The organism is Tabrizicola sp. T46, assembly GCF_057219895.1.
Window position 1 is genome coordinate 656,616 of the sequence record NZ_JBXVVV010000001.1, and the last position, 16,754, is coordinate 673,369.

A 16,754-nucleotide genomic window follows, 5' to 3' on the forward strand; every position below is an offset into this window, starting at 1 on the left:
TAGGGCGCAAAGGAGACCGCCGTGGACGAACACCGCGCCCGGATCACGAAGGACGGTATCCGCATCTACGAGGATGCGGACTTTGCCGCCATGCGCCTGGCCGGGCGAGTCGCCGCCGAGATCCTGGATGACGTTGCACCCCTGGTCACGCCGGGCACCACCACCGCCGTGATCGATGATTTCATCACCGCCGAGATCAGGCGGCGCGGCGTCACCTCGGCCACCATCGGCTACAAGGGCTATCGCCACGCCTCCTGCATTTCTGTGAACCACGTCGTCTGCCATGGCATCCCGGGGCCGAAGGTGCTGATGGACGGCGACATCCTGAATGTCGATGTGACGGTGATCGTCGACGGCTGGTACGGCGACACCAGCCGGATGTACGTGGCCGGCACCCTTGCGCGGAAGGCCGAGCGCCTGATCGAGGTCACTCACGAAGGCCTGATGCGCGGCATCGCGGCGGTCAGGCCGGGGAACACCTTCGGCGACATCGGCCATGCGATCCAGTCCTATGTTGAAGCGCAGCGGATGTCAGTGGTCCGCGATTTCTGCGGTCACGGCCTCGGGCGGGTGTTCCACGCGCCTCCGAATGTGCTTCACTACGGCCGGCCTGGCGCAGGTCCGGTGCTTGAGGAAGGCATGTTCTTCACCATCGAGCCGATGGTGAACCTTGGCCGGCCAGAGACCAAGATCCTTGCCGACGACTGGACCGCCGTGACCCGCGACAAGTCGCTCTCGGCTCAGTTCGAACACTCGGTCGGCGTGACCGCGACGGGGTGCGAGATCTTCACTCTTTCGCCTGCAGGCAAGTTCCACCCGACCTGGGGGTAAGGCGCGACCCAAATTCCTTAAGCAAGGAATTGGACAATCACTTACTAGAGGAACTTGGCTGTTTCGACGACGTGACGACGGAACGCCTTTTTCAGAAGGTCCAGCTCGGCACGCAGCAGGCTGATCTCGGCGCGCAGGTCCTCTTCCAGCGGAACGCCCGCAATCAGGGTAAAGCTGGCCAGCACCTCGCCCCCGGCCTGCAGAAGCACGGTCTGGACGCCTTCGCTCAGGATCGAGGCCGGGATCGCCAGCCGCACCAGATGGCTTCCCGCCTCGCCGGGCACAGGCGAAACCGACAGCCCGTCCAGCTTGCGGCCCTGGTGCAGCGCCTCCAGCGGCACCGCGTCGCCGGCCCCGGTCAGGACCCCCTCCCAGACGCCGCCGACGATCCGGCTTTGGGTCAATGTCAATCGCCCTGCCGTCATCGCATCCCCTAAAGCTCGGCACGCGGGCGGCGGCTGACCACAAGGTCGCGCAGCCTGATCCCGGTCATCGCCGCATCGTTGAAGATCAGGTCCAGCCAGGCGCGTTCGATCCGCGTGTCGTCCAGCTTGGCATAGGCAAGGTCGAACTCCACCACGACCTCACCGTCCAGGCTGGACAGCTCGCGCACGATCTGGGCCACGTTGGGGCCGTGCCTGACATTCAGCCGCGCATAGGCCCGCAGCGGCCGCTCGGCCTCGATAATCACGTCGACGCGCACCAGATGCCGCGATTTCAGGCCTTGCACCGCCTCGGGCGGAAGCGAAGTCGCCAGCGACAGGAAGCTGCCCTGAAAGCCGAAGACCTCGATCCCGAGGCCGAAGGGCGCGCGGTCATCGGTTCCGGTGTTGCGCCCCTGCCGGACGGCGACCTCACCCAGCGGGCAATCATGATAAAGCGAAAGGTCATCGCTGATCCGGCTGCGATCTGATCCGGCGATCAGCCCCGGCTGCGGCAAAGGCCCCCGCCAGCCGTCTCCGCGCCACGACCAGTCGGTGCCAAGGGGCAGCCGCGGCAGGCCCGCGCCGATCGCCGGCGTCCCCAGACGATGGTCCGCCGCATGGATCACCCGGTCGATCTGACGCCGCATCGACCGGGCCTGCGTGCGCAAACCATGCAGGACAAGCGGCCGAAGGGTCGGGGCGGCTTCGGCCTTTCCGGCCCAGTATTCCTGGACCTTCCGCAGCCGCCACCGGTCGATGAGACCTGCCAGTTGCCCGGCCATGACCCTTTACTGGTCCATGTAGACGTGGCTTTCGCCCTTGGCGCCCGGATGCGTGACCGCCCCCCAGCGCGCCCCGCCGCAAAGCTTGGCAAACTTGTGCACCGCGCCGCTGGTATAGGCCGTCTTGCGCGGCCCTTTCCATTCGGCCTTGCGCTTGGCGAGTTCCTCATCCGACAGGGCCACCGACAATTCGCCCGTGACCGCGTTCAGCGTGATCATGTCGCCGTTCTTCAAAAGCGCAATCGGCCCGCCATGCGCCGCTTCCGGACCCACGTGGCCCACGCAGAAGCCCCGCGTCGCACCCGAGAAGCGGCCATCCGTGATCAGCGCCACCTTCTTGCCCATGCCCTGACCGGACAGGGCCGCCGTGGTCGCCAGCATCTCGCGCATCCCGGGTCCGCCCGCCGGGCCTTCGTTGCGGATGACGATGACCTCGCCTTCCTTGTATTCGCGCTTCTTCACCGCCTCGAAGGCATCTTCCTCGCATTCGAATACCCGCGCCGGGCCGGTGAAGACCTGCTCGGCCTCGGTCATGCCGGCGACCTTCACGATGGCCCCGTCGGGCGCAAGGTTCCCCTTCAGGCTGACCACGCCGCCCGTCTTCGTGATGGGAGAGTTGATATGGTAGATCACCCGCCCGTCGGCCTCACCCCGGATCTCGTCCAGGCTTTCGCCCAGCGTCTTGCCCGACGCAGTGATGCAGTCGAGGTGCAGAAGACCCGCCTTCGCCAGTTCCTTCATCACCACCGCGACGCCGCCGACCTCGTGCAGGTCCTTCGCCACGTATTTCCCGCCCGGCCGCAGGTCGACGAAGTAAGGCGTGTCCTTCATGCAGGCCGCGACATCGAAGATGTCAAAGTCGATCCCCGCCTCATGCGCGATGGCGGGCAGGTGCAGCGCCGCGTTGGTGGAACCACCCGTGCAGCCCACGACGCGGGCAGCGTTCTCCAGCGACTTCCGCGTCACGATGTCCCGCGCACGGATGTTCTTCTCGATCAGGTTCATCACCGCAACGCCCGAAGCTTCGCAGAACTGGTCGCGCGATTCATAGGGCGCAGGGGCGCTGGAGGAGTTCAGCAGGGCGAGGCCAATCGCCTCGGACACACAAGCCATCGTGTTCGCCGTGTACTGCGCCCCGCAGGCGCCACTGGACGGGCAGGCGACCTTTTCCATGATCGCCAGTTCCACGTCCGACAGGTTCCCGGCCTGGTGCTTGCCCACGGCTTCGAACATGTCCTGAACGGTGATGTCCTGACCGTTGTAGCGGCCCGGCAGGATGGAGCCCCCATAGATGAAGACCGACGGCACGTTGAGGCGAACCATCGCCATCATCATCCCCGGCAGGGACTTGTCGCACCCCGCAAGCCCCACGATGGCGTCATAGCAATGCCCGCGCATGGTCAGCTCGACCGTATCCGCAATCGCATCGCGGCTGGCGAGCGAGGACCGCATCCCCTCATGCCCCATCGCGATGCCGTCGGTCACGGTGATCGTGGTGAACTCGCGTGGGGTGCCGCCGCCCTTCTTCACGCCCTGCTTCACCACCTGCGCCTGGCGGTTCAGCGCGATGTTGCAGGGGGCCGCCTCGTTCCAGCAGGTCGCCACGCCAACCCAGGGCTGGTGGATCTCTTCCTCGGTGATCCCCATCGCGTAGAAATAGCTGCGGTGCGGGGCCCGCGCCGGACCTTCGGTCACATGGCGGCTGGGAAGCTTCGACTTGTCGAAACGCGGATTGGTCATGGCGGCTCCTCGGGGGCTCAGGCTTGCCCCAGAGGGATAAAGGCACGCCCCGGAAGGGGCAAGCCGATTTGGCGACATCACTGGTCGCTGATCGCCACTGTCGCAGACCGCATGACCCCGTCCAGCCCAAGGCGCAGGCTGTCGATGAACGACACATAGCTTTCCAGCGGCCCGGCCAGCGCCGGCACCAGCACCGCAAGACGGGGGGCGACAAGGTAAAGCGCCGCCGCAATGATCGCGATCGTCATCAGGGTCAGGAAACCGCTCCGGAACCCACGCGGCGCTTCGGGTGGCGGCGCGACGAAGTCAGGCGTTCCATCATCGTCGGCCTGAATCTCGGAGGGCCGCAGGGTCGAGTTGATCTCCTCGACATCCGGCAGAAGATCGCGCCGGGCCGTCGGCTTTGCCTCTGCCTCGGCCGAGACGGCTGCTTTCCTTGGCATGGCCTCGTCAATCCCGAGGTCGGTCTGGCTTTCCAGCGCCTCGGCACGGCGGGCATTCGCCTCACGTTCGGCCTCTTCGCGCAGGATGGCCAGCACGGACTCGTCCACCGCATAGGCCGCAGCAGGCGCGACTGCCGCGGCAGCCGCTGGCTCTGCAACAGCTTTGGCCACCGAGTCAGAGGCAGCCGCCACCTCTTCGCGGAGATCACGGGTCCTGGCGATAACCTCAGCCACCACTCCGGCAGCGGGGTCGGCGTCCGGCACCGGATCGGCCGCCGCACCGGCGGCAACGTCCCTGACATGCTCGGCCGGGGTGGCATCGGCACCTTCGGTCTGGGACACCGCCTCTGGCCGGCTCTCATCCGGCAGGGTCGCTGCGGCCGGATCGGCTTCGGCAGGGCTGGCGTCGTCGGGCGCTGGCCCGGGTTCTGCGGCTCCCGCTGCGGCCGTCCAGGCAACGGTCTCGTGCTCTGCCGGGGTCACCGCCTCATCGGTCACGACTTCGGCGGCAGGCTCGGCCGCAGAAGTGACCACGGTAGGCTCGGCCGGCGCCGGCTCGGGTGCCGGCTCGGCCGCGGCCTCCGGTGCGGGCTTCGCATCCGGCCCGGCCGACACCGGCGCAACGAAGGGCGCCGCACGCCCGCGCATCTGGAACCAGGTATGCCCGCAATTCGTGCATTGGACGTCGCGGCCCGTGTCGGGGATCGCATCCTCCGGCACTTCGTACTTGGCCTCGCAGTTCGGGCAAACCAACCGCATTCTTGTCCCTCAAAGCCAGTTTCCGGCTCCCCCAGAGGCGTTGTAACCCTTAATTCCTGTCGTTCCAAGGCCTTGTCGCTTGCTCTTGTGCAATCCTTTCCCCCTGTGCGATGGAAAGCGCACAGGGCTGCAGCGGCCATGCACACCGACATTGCCGTCCGCCGTGCGACATAGCAGGAGAACCGACGTGATCGCCTTCGAGAACGTGGCCTACAGTTACGGCGGCGGAGACCTTCTGTCCGACGTATCGCTGCGCCTCGCGCCGGGGTCGTTCCACTTCCTGACCGGCCCTTCAGGGTCGGGCAAGTCGACCTTCCTCAAGCTCGCCTATGCCGAACTGCGCGCGACCAGCGGCCGGGTCACCCTTTTCGACAACGACGTCACCACGCTCTCGCGCGACGACATCGCCCGCACCCGCCGCCGCATCGGCATCGTGCACCAGGACTGCAAGTTCCTCGACCACCTGACCCTTGCGGCCAACATGGCGCTGCCCTTCACCGTCTCGGACCGCGAAAGCGACGCGCAGGACCTTGCCGACCTTCTGGGCTGGGTGGGCCTCGGCCACCTTGCCGACGCGCTTCCCCCCCAGCTTTCCGGCGGCGAACGCCAGCGCGCCGCCCTTGCCCGGGCCGTCATCGTCGACCCCGACGTGATCCTTGCCGACGAACCGACCGGTAACGTCGACTGGGAGATGTCACTCCGCATCCTGACCCTCCTCGTCGAGCTCAACCGCATGGGCAAGACGATCCTCGTCGCCACCCATGACCTCAACCTCATCCGCCAGGCCAAGGCGCAGATTCAGGCCCGGGTTCTGCGGATCGCCAAGCACCGCGTCCAGCTTGCCGGGGCCGACCTGTGAAGCCGCCCGCCGCGATACCGGCCTCACCCGCCACCCGCGCGTTGCAGGTCGTCCCGCCCTCGGGCCCCACTGCCTGGCTGACCACCTTCACCTCGGGCGCGATGACCTTCCTCTGCGTCTTCGCCCTCGCCCTCTCGCTCGCCTCGGGGCGCCTGGCCGACCGCTGGTCCGAAACCCTTGCCCGCACCGCCACCATCCGCCTCTCCGCCCCCGCCGACCAGGTCCAGATCCAGACCGACGCGATCCTCGCCGTCCTGGCCACCACCCCCGGCATCGCCAGCTATCGCCTGATCGACGAGGCCGAGACCCGCGCCCTTCTCGAACCCTGGTTCGGCCCCGGACTTCCGGTCGAAGCCCTGCCGATCCCGCGCCTCTTCGAACTGGTCGAGGCCGCCGAGCCCTATGACTCCGAGGGCCTCCGCCAGCGCCTGAAGGTTGAGGCCCCGGGTGCGCTTCTCGACGACCACACCCGCTGGCGCCGCCCCCTGATCGAGGCGGCCGAGCGTATCCGCCTTCTCGGCGTCCTTTCCATCGTGCTGATCGGCGCGGCAATGGCCGCGATGATCACTCTTGCCGCGCGCGCAGCACTCGCCACGAATGCCGAGGTGATCCACGTCCTCCGCCTTGTCGGGGCCAAGGACACCTACATCGCCAAGGCCTTCGTGCGCCGCTTCACCCTGCGCGCCCTTTCCGGGGCCGCCGTCGGGGCTGCTGCCGGGATCGCCGGCGTTGCCGCCCTGCCCGCCGCCGATGCCGCCGGTGGCTTCCTGACCGGCCTCGGCTTCACTGGGACGGGCTGGCTCTGGCCGCTCGCCCTGCCACCCCTTGCCGCCGTCGTGGCCTTCCTTGCCACCCGCCGCGCCGCCTTCCGGAAACTGCGAGAGCTGACATGATCGTCCTGCGCTGGCTTCTCAGCCTCGTCTTCATCGTCCAGATGTATGTCGCGATGGCCATCCTCGCGATCGGCTTCGCGCCCTGGGCGCTCTTCAGCCGCCGGGGCGCCTATGTCGCGATGCACAGCTACTGCGCCTGGGTGATCTTCACCGCCCAGCTTCTCTGCGGGTTGCGGTCCGAGGTCCGCGGCACCCCGCCGACGGGCGAATGCGTGATCGCCGCCAAGCATCAAAGCTTTCTCGACATCATCCTGATCTTCCACGCCGTGCCAGCCGGCAAGTTCATCATGAAGCGCGAGCTGATCTTCACTCCCTTCCTTGGCCAGTACGCCCTGAAGATCGGCTGCGTCCCGGTGAACCGCGGCAAGCGCGGCGCGGCCATCCAGAAGATGAAGGCCGATGTCGCAGCAGGGGCGGCAGAGCCCGGCCAGCTCATCATCTACCCGCAGGGCACCCGTGTCGCGCCGGGCGCACAGAAGCCCTTCAAGGTCGGCACGGGCCTCCTTTACGAACAGCTCGCCCAGCCCTGCGTTCCGGTCGCCACCAATGTCGGCGTCTTCTGGCCCAAGCGCGGCATCCTGCGCCATCCCGGCCTCGCAGTGGTCGAATTCCTCCCCCCGATCGCCCCCGGCCTGCCGGTGCCCGAATTCATGAAGCGTCTCGAGGCCGAGGTGGAGACCCACTCTGACCGCCTGATGGCCGAGGCCGGGTTCAAGGCATAAGCGATGGGAACCTCTGCCGCGACGATCGATCACCTTCTCGACACGCTGGCCCCCTTGGCCGTCAGCGCGCGCAAGATGTTCGGAGAATACGCTCTCTATCTCGACGGCAGGGTCGTGGCCCTCGTCTGCGACGACCAACTCTTCCTCAAGCCGACCCCCGGGGCAATCGCCGCCCTCCCCGGCAGCCCCACCGCTCCGCCCTATCCTGGCGCGAAGCCCCATCTCCTCGTCACCGACGCTCTTGATGATCCCGACCGTGTGGCACGCGCGCTCCGCGCCATAGCTGCCGATCTTCCGGCTCCGAAGCCCAAGAAACGGAAGAATTGACTCAAATTTTCATTCTTCGTCCTCAAATATCCCACGGGAGGTCCGGAGGGTGTGAAACCCTCCGGGGCCAACCACAGGCGGACCGCTGATGACCTGGATCACCGAAGGCCGCATCGGCCGGGCCGCCTATGACGCAGCCTGGCCGGCACGCGCCGCACAGACGATGTGGTGAGGCCTGCGGTCAATCCTTTCCAAATCCTTTACAGAAAAATGCAAGTTATTGATGTGAATGAATATTCCGGAAATGACCACTGTGGTCAACTCAACGGGCAGTCGGCCACTTCGATGTCCAGCGCCAGGGTCGCCTCCGGTCCGTAGTCCAGCCCGGAGACATTGATGTAAAGCGCCCCCACCTCGGCCCAGATCTCGGTCACCGGCATCGTCGTCGCGGCAGGGTCGATCCTGACCTCGTCGAAGAGGGCGCATTCTGTCTCGAACCGCAGGACATAACCGTTGAAGGCGGCATCGTAGAACTGCCCCCGCACGCCCGGATAGGCCAGCTCGATCCGGCTCGGCCCGATCTCGACCGTCACCGGCACCACGTCCAGCCCCCCGGTCAGCCCCTCCGGCTCCAGCCCGAACTCCACACCCTGCCCGACCGTCACCGTCCGCCCCCGCGCCTCGAGGAAAGGCCGGTCGCGCTGGTCCCAGGTTGCGACCGTGAAGGTGACAAGCCGCCCCTCCAGCGTCCCCGCGCCGGCAGGGCCGGCCAGCGCCGCTGCCAGAACGGCGGCCCGGATCATGCGAACTTCAGCGCCGCGATGCCGGCAAGGATCAACAGCACCCCCAGCACCCGCATCGCGCTGACGGGTTCGTTGAACAGGAACACCGCCGCGATCGCCGTCCCGACGGCCCCGATCCCGACCCAGACCGCATAGGCCGTGCCGACCGGCAGGCTCTTCATCGCGACCGACAAGAGGTAGAACGACCCCAGCGCCAGCACGATCGTGATGACCGAGGGCCAAAGCTTCGTGAACCCTTCGGAATACTTCAGCCCCAGCGCCCAGCCCGTTTCCATCAGCCCGGCGATCACGACGATGACCCAGGGGTTCATCCGGTCCCTTTCCCTACAAGCAACGCTCATACGGGCCGGACTCCCGGACGGATCAGGCCACCAGCCGCGCCGTCTTCCCGTCGACCAGCGGGCGCGCCAAGTCAAGCGGTCGCGACCCGATGTCGCGCAGCTCCGGGAAGATCATGAGAAGCTCGTCCCGGGCTTCGGCCTCGACCCCGCCAAGCGATCGGGCACAGGGATAGAAGCTTTCGGTGGCCAGCCCTTCCGACATCACGATCTGGTGGCGGTCGCACAGGAAATGGACGTAAGTGATGTCCCGGTCGGGCATGTCGGCCCTGACCGTCGATCCGTTGACCAGCTTCAGCGCCGGGACCAGGACTTCGGGCTCGCCGAAGTGCAACTCGCAGGTCCAGCCGGTCATCAGGATGCGATGCTGGCGCGAGACTGCAAGGTCGCGCTCCGGCATGGCAGCGCCGAAAGCCCCGGCAGCGATGATCACCGGCCGGAGCCGCGGATCACGCAGCATCTCCTCGCGGCGGACGGTGCGCCGGCCGACCCAGCGGATCGGCTGGGGGCCATCGTCCATCGTGAGGACCACGTCGCCCACGCGCAGGTCCTCCACCCGGCGGGGGCCGTCCGGCGTGTCGATCAAGGTGCCGGAGGTGAAGCAGACCAGCAGGCTGATATCGTCGATGATCGCGCCAAGGCTGTTGTTCGGCCCGATCTCGGTGAAGCGGATCGAGTAGACCCCCGGGGTCGTGAAAGGCACGGTCAGGGTGACCGCCGTCCAGGCATTCGAGGTCGGCGTATAGTCGATCGCGGGCTGGATCGGAATGCCGGCGCTGTTCAGGATTTCAAGGCGGAACCCCTCGCCCACCGTCGGTGACAGGCCCGAGCGGAGCGCCATGTCGAACGACAGGACCGCGTTGACCTTCCCGCCGATGGTAAAGCTTTGCTGGATCTGCGTTATCGCCGTCCCGCCGTTGCCATCCATCTCGATGACGCGGTTCGTCGAATTGCCGCCCGGGCGGTAAAGGTTTTCCTGCCCCCATTCGATGTCGGCGCCGGTCCAGCCGGGCAGGCCGCTTACGATGATCCACGACTGCCCGTTCCAGACGGACGGTGGATCCTGAAAGTCCCCGTTGTCGAGAAGCTCAATGGTTGGCACGATCCGACACTCCGGCGCAGGAAAGACTGTTTGGCATCCAGTCTAGGCCGGACGTTCCACGAAGCGATTAACGCGGAAAGCCGGGCCGAAATAGGGCGTCAAGCCGCCAAACCTTTGGCACCCATCTCCAGGAACTTCTGCCGCCGGTCCCTGATCAGCGCCTTGGCGTCCTTGCCGGACAACTCTTTCAGCATCGCCTCGATGGCCTTGCCGACCGCATCGATCGCCTCTTTCGGGGCCCTCTGCGCGCCACCCATCGGCTCTTTCACGATCCGGTCGATCACGCCCAGCTTCTGCAGGTCCTGCGCCGTCAGCCGCAGCGCCTCGGCCGCCTCGCGCATCTTCTCGGCGTCCTTCCACAGGATCGAGGCGCAGCCCTCGGGCGAGATGACCGAATAGACCGAATGCTCCAGCATCGCGACCCGGTTCGCCGTCGCAAAGGCCACCGCCCCGCCCGAGCCGCCCTCGCCGATCACTACGCTGATCAGCGGCACGCCAATGGCCAGGCACTTCTCGGTCGACCGGGCAATCGCCTCGGCCTGCCCGCGCTCTTCGGCCCCTTTGCCGGGATAGGCGCCGGGCGTGTCGACCAGCGTGATCACCGGCAGCCGGAACCGGTCGGCAAGGTCCATCAGCCGGATCGCCTTGCGATACCCCTCGGGTCGCGCCATGCCGAAGTTGCGCTCGATCCGGGTCTTGGTGTCGTTGCCCTTCTCATGCCCGATCACCACCACCGGCTGATCCTGGAACCGCGCCAGCCCGCCCATCACCGCATGGTCATCGGCAAAGGCGCGGTCGCCGGCCAGCGAGGTGAATTCGCTGAACAGACCCTCGATGTAGTCCTTGCAATGCGGCCGGTCCGGGTGACGCGCCACCTGGCATTTCTGCCATGCCGTCAATGACTTGTAGAGGTCGCGCAGCGCGGCTTCTGCCTTGCGGTCCAGCGCCTCGGCCTCTTTCGTCAGGTCCACCCCGCCACCCGTACGCGCCAGGGCGCGAAGCTCCTCTGCCTTGCCTTCCAGTTCCGCCAGAGGCTTTTCAAACTCAAGGTAGTTCATGGGCGCGTTTCCTTCCGGGGGCCGCCCCTATATGCCCTTGCCCCTCGCGCGATGCAACTCGCCGAAAGCCGATCAGCCGTCGCGCGCCTCTCCGCCGTCCAAAGCGATCAGATGCGCCACGTGATCGGGGCCGCAGCTCAGCTTCTTCGCCACCTTGCTGTCCGGCGTGACCACCCGCCAGAAGGGCACCACCTCGTCCAGCCGCTTGCCCTCTTCCAGGTCGCGCAAGCTCACCTCGGCCACCACGCGCAGATAGATCGCCGTCGTCACCGGGCACATCGCGTTTGCCCCGGCCGTCCGGGCAAGCTCGTTGCGCAGCCGGTCCATCGTCCGCGTCTCACCGCGCGGGATCTTCGCCAGATAGGCGGCGATGTCGCCGGGGGACGAGATCAGCATCGTATTCCCCGCCTTCACGCCCGCAAAGTCTGCGTGCAGCATCACCACATGCGCGGGTTTCGCGCCGCCAAAACGTTTGCGCCAGTCCGTCGGTTTCTTCGCCATCTATCCCTCCACCCGTGCCTTCAGCGCCGCAAGATATGTGGTGGCGAAAGCGGCCGGATCAAACATCAGGCGCGAGATGATCCGGCCAACGGGCGAGGGCACCGTCGCCCGTTCGACCACCGCGATCCGCGTGCCGTCCGCCACCGGGGTAAGCTCGGCCTCCCACGCACCGGTGTACCCGGCGTCCGAGGCAAACCGCAGCCGGATGCGCGCCTCGGTCATCTCTTCTGCAACAAAGGCGATGCGTTCGCCGCGCGCCGTCACCTCTTCCCAGCCCTCGGCGGTGCGCGTGACGGTTCCGACCTCGCGCCACTCCGGCTGCGCCTCGACATCGGCGATCACCGCAAGGACACGGTCCGGCGGAGCGGCGATGACCGTCTCGGCGCGCCCCTCCCGCGTGGTGGGCAGAAGCCAGCCGATCAGGAAGATCAGGGCCACAAGCAAAAGCAGGACGGCAAGGGACAGGATCAGGATACGCATGAGGACCTCCGGTTCAATGCCGAAGGGCGTAGCGAATCTTCGGAGGCTGTCGAAGTATCTCGAAAATATGTCTTATGGATAAAGGACTTGCCCGGAATCCCGACCGTTCAGAAACAGCAGCGCCCCGTGGCCGGGCCACGGGGCGTGCATCCTCCCATTCGCCGCGCGGGGCCTCCCCTCCCCTGGGGCGCGGCTCTGGTATTCTTCACATGGCGCCCGAAAGCTGGGCCACCGCCCTTGAACGCTGACTGTTTTCAGGGCGGTTTGTCAAGAATTCCTGCAAACCGCCACCAGATCGGCAAGACGGCGGTCGGTCTCGACGCAGCCTTCGTCATGCTTCCGGAAGTAGTCCATGTCGCGCATGCTGTCCTTTGCCTTCCCGCCGGCATCGCCACGGGTCATCTTGACCGACTGGAAGAACTCCAGGCTCTGGATCGAATAGTGGTTCAACTGGAACTGCGGCGGGTTGCGGACCATGCGCAACCGCCGGCCGCCCCGCACGCGGTGGATGTGCAGGTCGGTTGGCGCAGTCACGGCTGCGGTCCGGCAGATGTACTTGGTGTTGATGTCCAGACCCGGACGGCGCAGCGTAAACCCTTCTCGGACACTGGGCGGATGCTTGACCAGACCGCCGCTGCCGAACTGCACCCAGTTGCAGTAGATCAGGTCAGTATCGGGAAACTCGGCCAGCGCCTTGGGCAGGGTGTCGCCATTCGGGCAGAACCAGAATTCGTCCATGTCCGCGATCAGGACCCAGTCGGCATGTTCGGCGATCCGGAAGCGTTCATAGGCCGTCCAGGTATGCAGCCGCTGCCGGTGCGGACGCGGAAGCTGGATCACGCTGACCTTGCCCTGCGATTGCAGGTTCAGCGCCTTGGCGAAAGTGTCATCCGTGCTGCCGTTGTCGATCAGGCAGATGCGGTTCGCGCCCATCCAGAGGTAGTGGTCGACCCATTCCTCGATGTTCATCGATTCATTCTTCATGATCGCCAGCACGTCCAGCCGGGGCAGCCGGGGACGGCGCGGAAACCGCGCCCGGCTCCAGGTCTTGAGGGCGTGAACAGCCTGTCCGATCATTCCGGCCCAAGCCTTGCAGAGGCCCTGCCGACTTGCAACGGGTCAGCCGCCGGCGATCAGGTCGGCCTGCCGGACAATCACCTCGGCCTGCCGCATGCTGGCGATGTCGACCAGCCGCCCCTTGTAGACTGCCGCCCCCTGGCCCGCCGCCTTCGCCGCTTCCATCGCGGCGAGGATCTCGCGCGCCTCGGTCACGGCGGTCTCGGACGGGGTGAAGACCTCGTTCGCTAGCGCCACCTGTTTCGGATGGATCGCCCATTTCCCGACCATGCCCAGCGTCGCCGACCGCCGGGCCTGCGCCCGGAACCCCTCTTCATCCGAGAAATCGCCGAATGGTCCGTCGACCGGCAGCACGCCATGCGTCCGGCAGGCTGCGACAATGGCCGCCTGCGCCCAGTGCCAAGGATCGGACCAGTACTTCTGGCCCTCGCGATGCATGTAGTAGTTTTCCTGCGTTCCGCCGATGCCGGTGGTCTGCATCCCCATGCTCGCCGCAAAATCGGCCGCCCCAAGGCTCATGGCCTGCAACCGGGGGGACGAGGCCGCGATCTCCTCGACATGGGCAATCCCCGCTGCGGTCTCAATGATGACCTCAAGGCTGATCCGCTTCTTCCGGCCCGCCGCCGCCTCACAGGCCGTCACAAGCGCGTCGACGGCATAGACATCCGCCGCACAGCCGACCTTCGGGATCATGATCTGGTCCAGCCGGTCACCCGCCTGCTCCAGAAGGTCCACCACGTCGCGATACCAGAACGGCGTATCCAGGCCGTTGATCCGCACCGACAGAGTCTTCCGTCCCCAGTCGATCTCCGACACCGACTTGATGATATTCGCCCGCGCCTGCGGCTTGTCCGCCGGCGCGACCGAATCCTCGAGGTCCAGGTTGATCACATCCGCCGCACTGGCTGCCATCTTGGCGAAAAGCTCGGGCCGCGAACCGGGGCCGAAAAGCTGGCAGCGGTTCGGACGGGCGGGGGCGGGCGGTTGCAGGCGGAAGCTCATCGGGGTCTCTCTAGCTAAGGATATTTCACACACTTTGGTCCCGGCGATAGATTATTGCGCGCCAGGGTGCAACAGGCCTTTCGCAGTCGCAGAAACTTCTTTCCGGGGTGGGCCTGTTTCTCCCGGTCCTGTTCGCTTGACTGCAACAGAACGCAGGGCCACACAGGTGGGGCAAAGCCAAGGAAAGTCCCCGTCATGCAGCCGTCTCGTACACGTTTCGAGCTTGCCCGGATCAACGTCCTGCGGGGAACATTTCTGCTGCTCCTGCCTCTTGTCCTCTTCTCCTGGCCGGTCTGGGAAAGGACGCACTGGCTGTTTGAAGTCTTCGAGGTCCTTGGAATCTCCCTGCTGATCGCAGGCGTACTGGGGCGGTTCTGGGCTATCCTCTACATCGGGGGCCGCAAGAACGACATGGTAATGCAGGACGGCCCCTATTCGATCTGCCGCCATCCTCTGTATCTCTTCTCCACGATCTGCGTCGCCGGCTTCGGGCTGATGCTGGGATCGCTGGTCCTGACGGCGCTGTTCACGATCCTGACCTTCGTCATCCTGTCCCAGACGGCAGGGAAGGAAGAGGAACGGCTCCGCGCCCTCTTCGGCTCACAATATGAGGCATACGCCGCCCGTGTGCCACGGATCTGGCCGAACCTTTCGCTCTTCCGGACCGAGCCCGAGGTCACCTTCCGGGTCGATCACCTGCGCACCAACCTGATGGACGCGCTGGTGTTCCTCAGCTTCATCCCGCTGGCCGAGCTCTCGAAGGAGTTGAAGGAATACGGCTGGCTTCCGACCTTTCCGATCTTCTGACCCCATGGTTCTGGTTCAGGAAGACGTCTTTCCCCTGCGTGATCGCTTCACCATCAGCCGGGGATCGAAGACCGAGGCGCAGGTGCTGACCGTCAGCATCGCCCGGGGCGGGGCCACCGGCCGGGGCGAATGCGTGCCTTACGCCCGGTATGGCGAGACCCTCGCCTCTTGTCGTGGCCAGATTCAGGGGTTGCCGGAAGGTATCACCCGCGAAGCGCTGCAATCCGCTCTGCCTCCCGGTGCGGCCCGGAATGCGGTGGACTGCGCGCTCTGGGACCTTGAGTCCAAGACTACGGGCCGCCGCGTCTGGAACCTTGCCGGTCTTCCCCCGCCGGGTCCGGTGGTGACGGCCTTCACCCTCTCGCTCGCCTCCCCCGAAATGATGCGCGAGGCTGCTGCCCGAAACGCCCACCGGCCGATCCTGAAGATCAAACTCGGCACCCCGGACGACATGCCCCGGCTCGAGGCCGTCCGGAAAGGTGCCCCCCGTTCCCGGATCATCATCGACGCGAACGAAGGCTGGACGCCCGAGGTCTACGCCAACCTTGCCCCCCACCTTCTGCGGCTGGGGGTCGAACTGGTCGAACAGCCCCTTCCCGCCGGACAGGACGACATGCTGGCAGAAATCGCCCGCCCCCTTCCGGTCTGTGCCGACGAATCCTGCTTTGACCGGACCTCGCTTGCGGGTCTGAAGGGCAAGTATGACGCGGTGAACCTGAAGCTCGACAAGACCGGCGGGCTGACCGAGGGCCTGCTGACCCGCGATCTCGCCCGGGAAATGGGTTTCAAGGTGATGGTCGGCTGCATGGTCGGCTCGTCGCTCGCGATGGCCCCCGCCGTCCTTCTGGCACAGGGGGCGGAGTGGACGGACCTTGACGGCCCCCTCCTTCTGGCGGAAGACCGTGCCCATCCCCTGCACTACGATGCCGAAGGGGTCCACCCGCCCGATGCCAACCTCTGGGGATGACCGATGACCCGCACCGTCTATGTGAATGGCGACTACCTGCCCGAGGCGGAGGCGAAGGTCTCGATCTTCGACCGCGGCTTCCTGATGGCGGACGGGGTCTACGAGGTGACCTCGGTCCTTGACGGCAAGCTGATCGACTTCGACGGCCATATCCGGCGACTGGAGCGGTCCCTGCGGGAGCTCGAGATGACCTGCCCGATGTCGTCGGACGACCTCCTCGCGATGCACCGGGAACTGGTGGCCCGGAACGGGATCGACCAGGGGATGATCTACCTCCAGGTCACGCGGGGGAACCCGGGTGACCGGTCGTTCCTTTTCCCCGCGCCCGACCTGCCGGGGACGGTCGTCGCCTTCACACAGAACATCCCGAACCTTGCCGACGCCCCGGCGGCGAAGACCGGGTTCAAGGTCATCACGATCCCCGACCTGCGCTGGAGCCGGGTGGACATCAAGACGGTCCAGCTGCTTTACCCCTCGATGGGCAAGATGGCCGCGAAGAAGGCGGGGGTGGATGACAGCTGGTTCACCGACGAGGCCGGGGCGGTGACCGAGGGGACCTCGAACAACGCCTATATCGTGAAGGGGAACCGGATCATCACCCGGGCCCTTGGGAACGACATCCTGCATGGGATCACCCGGGCTGCCGTTCTTCGTTTCGCGGCGGAAGCCCAGTTCGAGGTGGAGGAGCGGCCCTTCACCCCCGCCGAGGCACAGGGGGCGGACGAGGCCTTTTCGACCGCCGCGTCGATCTTCGTGATGCCGGTGGTCGAGGTGGATGGGCAACCCGTGGGGACCGGCAAGCCGGGACCGGTCGCCACCCGGCTGCGCGAGATCTACCTGGACGAGATGCGGAAGGCCGCGATCTGACCACGCGTGACCACAGTGGTCAAATTTGGAT

General features: G+C 66.2%; 20 protein-coding genes. 8 read left to right on the forward strand and 12 right to left on the reverse strand.

Features of this window, described 5'->3' with window-relative positions; genetic code table 11:
- Positions 1-21: 21 nt before the first annotated feature.
- On the forward strand, positions 22-831 hold the full coding sequence (gene map, locus AC2D9V_RS03345) for a type I methionyl aminopeptidase (protein ID WP_484712618.1): 810 nt from the start codon (positions 22-24) through the stop codon (positions 829-831).
- Positions 832-875: 44 nt separating this feature from the next.
- On the opposite strand, the gene AC2D9V_RS03350 is transcribed toward map, so the two are convergent.
- The 4 genes from AC2D9V_RS03350 to AC2D9V_RS03365 all read right to left on the reverse strand — a co-directional run bounded on the left by AC2D9V_RS03350 (position 876) and on the right by AC2D9V_RS03365 (position 4,980).
- Positions 876-1,241, reverse strand: a complete 366-nt coding sequence (locus AC2D9V_RS03350) for a hypothetical protein (RefSeq protein WP_484712619.1) — start codon at positions 1,239-1,241, stop codon at positions 876-878.
- Positions 1,242-1,264: 23 nt separating this feature from the next.
- Positions 1,265-2,038: a DUF6478 family protein gene (locus AC2D9V_RS03355; RefSeq protein WP_484712620.1), complete on the reverse strand. Its 774-nt coding sequence runs from the start codon at positions 2,036-2,038 to the stop codon at positions 1,265-1,267.
- A 6-nt stretch (positions 2,039-2,044) separates the two neighbouring features.
- Entirely contained in the window at positions 2,045-3,778 is a 1,734-nt protein-coding gene (ilvD, locus tag AC2D9V_RS03360; protein ID WP_484712621.1) for a dihydroxy-acid dehydratase, read from the reverse strand.
- Between the two features lie 77 nt (positions 3,779-3,855).
- On the reverse strand, positions 3,856-4,980 hold the full coding sequence (locus AC2D9V_RS03365) for a zinc-ribbon domain-containing protein (protein WP_484712622.1): 1,125 nt from the start codon (positions 4,978-4,980) through the stop codon (positions 3,856-3,858).
- Between the two features lie 187 nt (positions 4,981-5,167).
- Between AC2D9V_RS03365 and AC2D9V_RS03370 the strand changes: the two genes are divergently transcribed.
- The 4 genes from AC2D9V_RS03370 to AC2D9V_RS03385 are packed head-to-tail and all read left to right on the forward strand — an operon-like array spanning position 5,168 to position 7,781.
- Positions 5,168-5,839 (forward strand): cell division ATP-binding protein FtsE, encoded by a 672-nt coding sequence (locus AC2D9V_RS03370; RefSeq protein ID WP_484712623.1) that lies wholly within the window; start codon positions 5,168-5,170, stop codon positions 5,837-5,839.
- Positions 5,836-6,732 (forward strand): cell division protein FtsX, encoded by an 897-nt coding sequence (locus AC2D9V_RS03375; protein WP_484712624.1) that lies wholly within the window; start codon positions 5,836-5,838, stop codon positions 6,730-6,732. The genes AC2D9V_RS03370 and AC2D9V_RS03375 overlap by 4 nt, the downstream gene beginning before the upstream one ends.
- Positions 6,729-7,454 (forward strand): lysophospholipid acyltransferase family protein, encoded by a 726-nt coding sequence (locus AC2D9V_RS03380; protein ID WP_484712625.1) that lies wholly within the window; start codon positions 6,729-6,731, stop codon positions 7,452-7,454. Before AC2D9V_RS03375 ends, AC2D9V_RS03380 begins: the two co-directional genes overlap by 4 nt.
- A gap of 3 nt (positions 7,455-7,457) precedes the next feature.
- Positions 7,458-7,781, forward strand: coding sequence for a TfoX/Sxy family protein (locus AC2D9V_RS03385; RefSeq protein ID WP_484712626.1), 324 nt, complete (start codon positions 7,458-7,460; stop codon positions 7,779-7,781).
- 257 nt (positions 7,782-8,038) lie between these two features.
- On the opposite strand, the gene AC2D9V_RS03390 is transcribed toward AC2D9V_RS03385, so the two are convergent.
- The 8 genes from AC2D9V_RS03390 to AC2D9V_RS03425 form a co-directional block, all read right to left on the reverse strand.
- Positions 8,039-8,524, reverse strand: coding sequence for a hypothetical protein (locus tag AC2D9V_RS03390; RefSeq protein WP_484712627.1), 486 nt, complete (start codon positions 8,522-8,524; stop codon positions 8,039-8,041).
- Entirely contained in the window at positions 8,521-8,835 is a 315-nt protein-coding gene (locus AC2D9V_RS03395) for a DMT family transporter (protein WP_484712628.1), read from the reverse strand. Before AC2D9V_RS03395 ends, AC2D9V_RS03390 begins: the two co-directional genes overlap by 4 nt.
- 52 nt (positions 8,836-8,887) lie before the next feature.
- Positions 8,888-9,964 carry a Hint domain-containing protein gene (locus AC2D9V_RS03400; RefSeq protein WP_484712629.1) on the reverse strand — a complete coding sequence of 359 codons (1,077 nt, stop codon included), beginning with the start codon at positions 9,962-9,964 and terminating at the stop codon, positions 8,888-8,890.
- Positions 9,965-10,062: 98 nt separating this feature from the next.
- On the reverse strand, positions 10,063-11,022 hold the full coding sequence (locus AC2D9V_RS03405) for an acetyl-CoA carboxylase carboxyltransferase subunit alpha (protein WP_484712630.1): 960 nt from the start codon (positions 11,020-11,022) through the stop codon (positions 10,063-10,065).
- A gap of 72 nt (positions 11,023-11,094) precedes the next feature.
- Positions 11,095-11,523 carry a hypothetical protein gene (locus AC2D9V_RS03410; protein WP_484712631.1) on the reverse strand — a complete coding sequence of 143 codons (429 nt, stop codon included), beginning with the start codon at positions 11,521-11,523 and terminating at the stop codon, positions 11,095-11,097.
- The gene (locus tag AC2D9V_RS03415; protein ID WP_484712632.1) at positions 11,524-12,003 is read right to left on the reverse strand and encodes an SRPBCC family protein; all 480 of its coding nucleotides are present in this window, start codon (positions 12,001-12,003) and stop codon (positions 11,524-11,526) included.
- Between the two features lie 267 nt (positions 12,004-12,270).
- Positions 12,271-13,080, reverse strand: coding sequence for a glycosyltransferase family 2 protein (locus tag AC2D9V_RS03420; RefSeq protein WP_484712633.1), 810 nt, complete (start codon positions 13,078-13,080; stop codon positions 12,271-12,273).
- A gap of 42 nt (positions 13,081-13,122) precedes the next feature.
- Entirely contained in the window at positions 13,123-14,082 is a 960-nt protein-coding gene (locus tag AC2D9V_RS03425) for an L-malyl-CoA/beta-methylmalyl-CoA lyase (RefSeq protein WP_484712634.1), read from the reverse strand.
- A gap of 195 nt (positions 14,083-14,277) precedes the next feature.
- Between AC2D9V_RS03425 and AC2D9V_RS03430 the strand changes: the two genes are divergently transcribed.
- The 3 genes from AC2D9V_RS03430 to AC2D9V_RS03440 are packed head-to-tail and all read left to right on the forward strand — an operon-like array spanning position 14,278 to position 16,723.
- Positions 14,278-14,889 (forward strand): methyltransferase family protein, encoded by a 612-nt coding sequence (locus AC2D9V_RS03430; protein ID WP_484712635.1) that lies wholly within the window; start codon positions 14,278-14,280, stop codon positions 14,887-14,889.
- 4 nt (positions 14,890-14,893) lie between these two features.
- Positions 14,894-15,856 (forward strand): N-acetyl-D-Glu racemase DgcA, encoded by a 963-nt coding sequence (gene dgcA, locus AC2D9V_RS03435; RefSeq protein WP_484712636.1) that lies wholly within the window; start codon positions 14,894-14,896, stop codon positions 15,854-15,856.
- 3 nt (positions 15,857-15,859) lie between these two features.
- Positions 15,860-16,723, forward strand: coding sequence for a D-amino-acid transaminase (locus AC2D9V_RS03440; RefSeq protein ID WP_484712637.1), 864 nt, complete (start codon positions 15,860-15,862; stop codon positions 16,721-16,723).
- Positions 16,724-16,754 lie beyond the last annotated feature (31 nt).

What these genes read in the sequence shown, in the direction of transcription:
- AC2D9V_RS03355 (WP_484712620.1), bottom strand. Translation starts at nt 2,038, where the DNA reads ATGGCCGGGCAACTGGCAGGTCTCATCGACCGGTGGCGGCTGCGGAAG.
- ilvD (WP_484712621.1), bottom strand. Translation starts at nt 3,778, where the DNA reads ATGACCAATCCGCGTTTCGACAAGTCGAAGCTTCCCAGCCGCCATGTG.
- AC2D9V_RS03365 (WP_484712622.1), bottom strand. Translation starts at nt 4,980, where the DNA reads ATGCGGTTGGTTTGCCCGAACTGCGAGGCCAAGTACGAAGTGCCGGAG.
- AC2D9V_RS03380 (WP_484712625.1), top strand. Translation starts at nt 6,729, where the DNA reads ATGATCGTCCTGCGCTGGCTTCTCAGCCTCGTCTTCATCGTCCAGATG.
- AC2D9V_RS03385 (WP_484712626.1), top strand. Translation starts at nt 7,458, where the DNA reads ATGGGAACCTCTGCCGCGACGATCGATCACCTTCTCGACACGCTGGCC.
- AC2D9V_RS03390 (WP_484712627.1), bottom strand. Translation starts at nt 8,524, where the DNA reads ATGATCCGGGCCGCCGTTCTGGCAGCGGCGCTGGCCGGCCCTGCCGGC.
- AC2D9V_RS03395 (WP_484712628.1), bottom strand. Translation starts at nt 8,835, where the DNA reads ATGAACCCCTGGGTCATCGTCGTGATCGCCGGGCTGATGGAAACGGGC.
- AC2D9V_RS03405 (WP_484712630.1), bottom strand. Translation starts at nt 11,022, where the DNA reads ATGAACTACCTTGAGTTTGAAAAGCCTCTGGCGGAACTGGAAGGCAAG.
- AC2D9V_RS03410 (WP_484712631.1), bottom strand. Translation starts at nt 11,523, where the DNA reads ATGGCGAAGAAACCGACGGACTGGCGCAAACGTTTTGGCGGCGCGAAA.
- AC2D9V_RS03415 (WP_484712632.1), bottom strand. Translation starts at nt 12,003, where the DNA reads ATGCGTATCCTGATCCTGTCCCTTGCCGTCCTGCTTTTGCTTGTGGCC.
- AC2D9V_RS03420 (WP_484712633.1), bottom strand. Translation starts at nt 13,080, where the DNA reads ATGATCGGACAGGCTGTTCACGCCCTCAAGACCTGGAGCCGGGCGCGG.
- AC2D9V_RS03425 (WP_484712634.1), bottom strand. Translation starts at nt 14,082, where the DNA reads ATGAGCTTCCGCCTGCAACCGCCCGCCCCCGCCCGTCCGAACCGCTGC.
- AC2D9V_RS03430 (WP_484712635.1), top strand. Translation starts at nt 14,278, where the DNA reads ATGCAGCCGTCTCGTACACGTTTCGAGCTTGCCCGGATCAACGTCCTG.
- dgcA (WP_484712636.1), top strand. Translation starts at nt 14,894, where the DNA reads ATGGTTCTGGTTCAGGAAGACGTCTTTCCCCTGCGTGATCGCTTCACC.
- AC2D9V_RS03440 (WP_484712637.1), top strand. Translation starts at nt 15,860, where the DNA reads ATGACCCGCACCGTCTATGTGAATGGCGACTACCTGCCCGAGGCGGAG.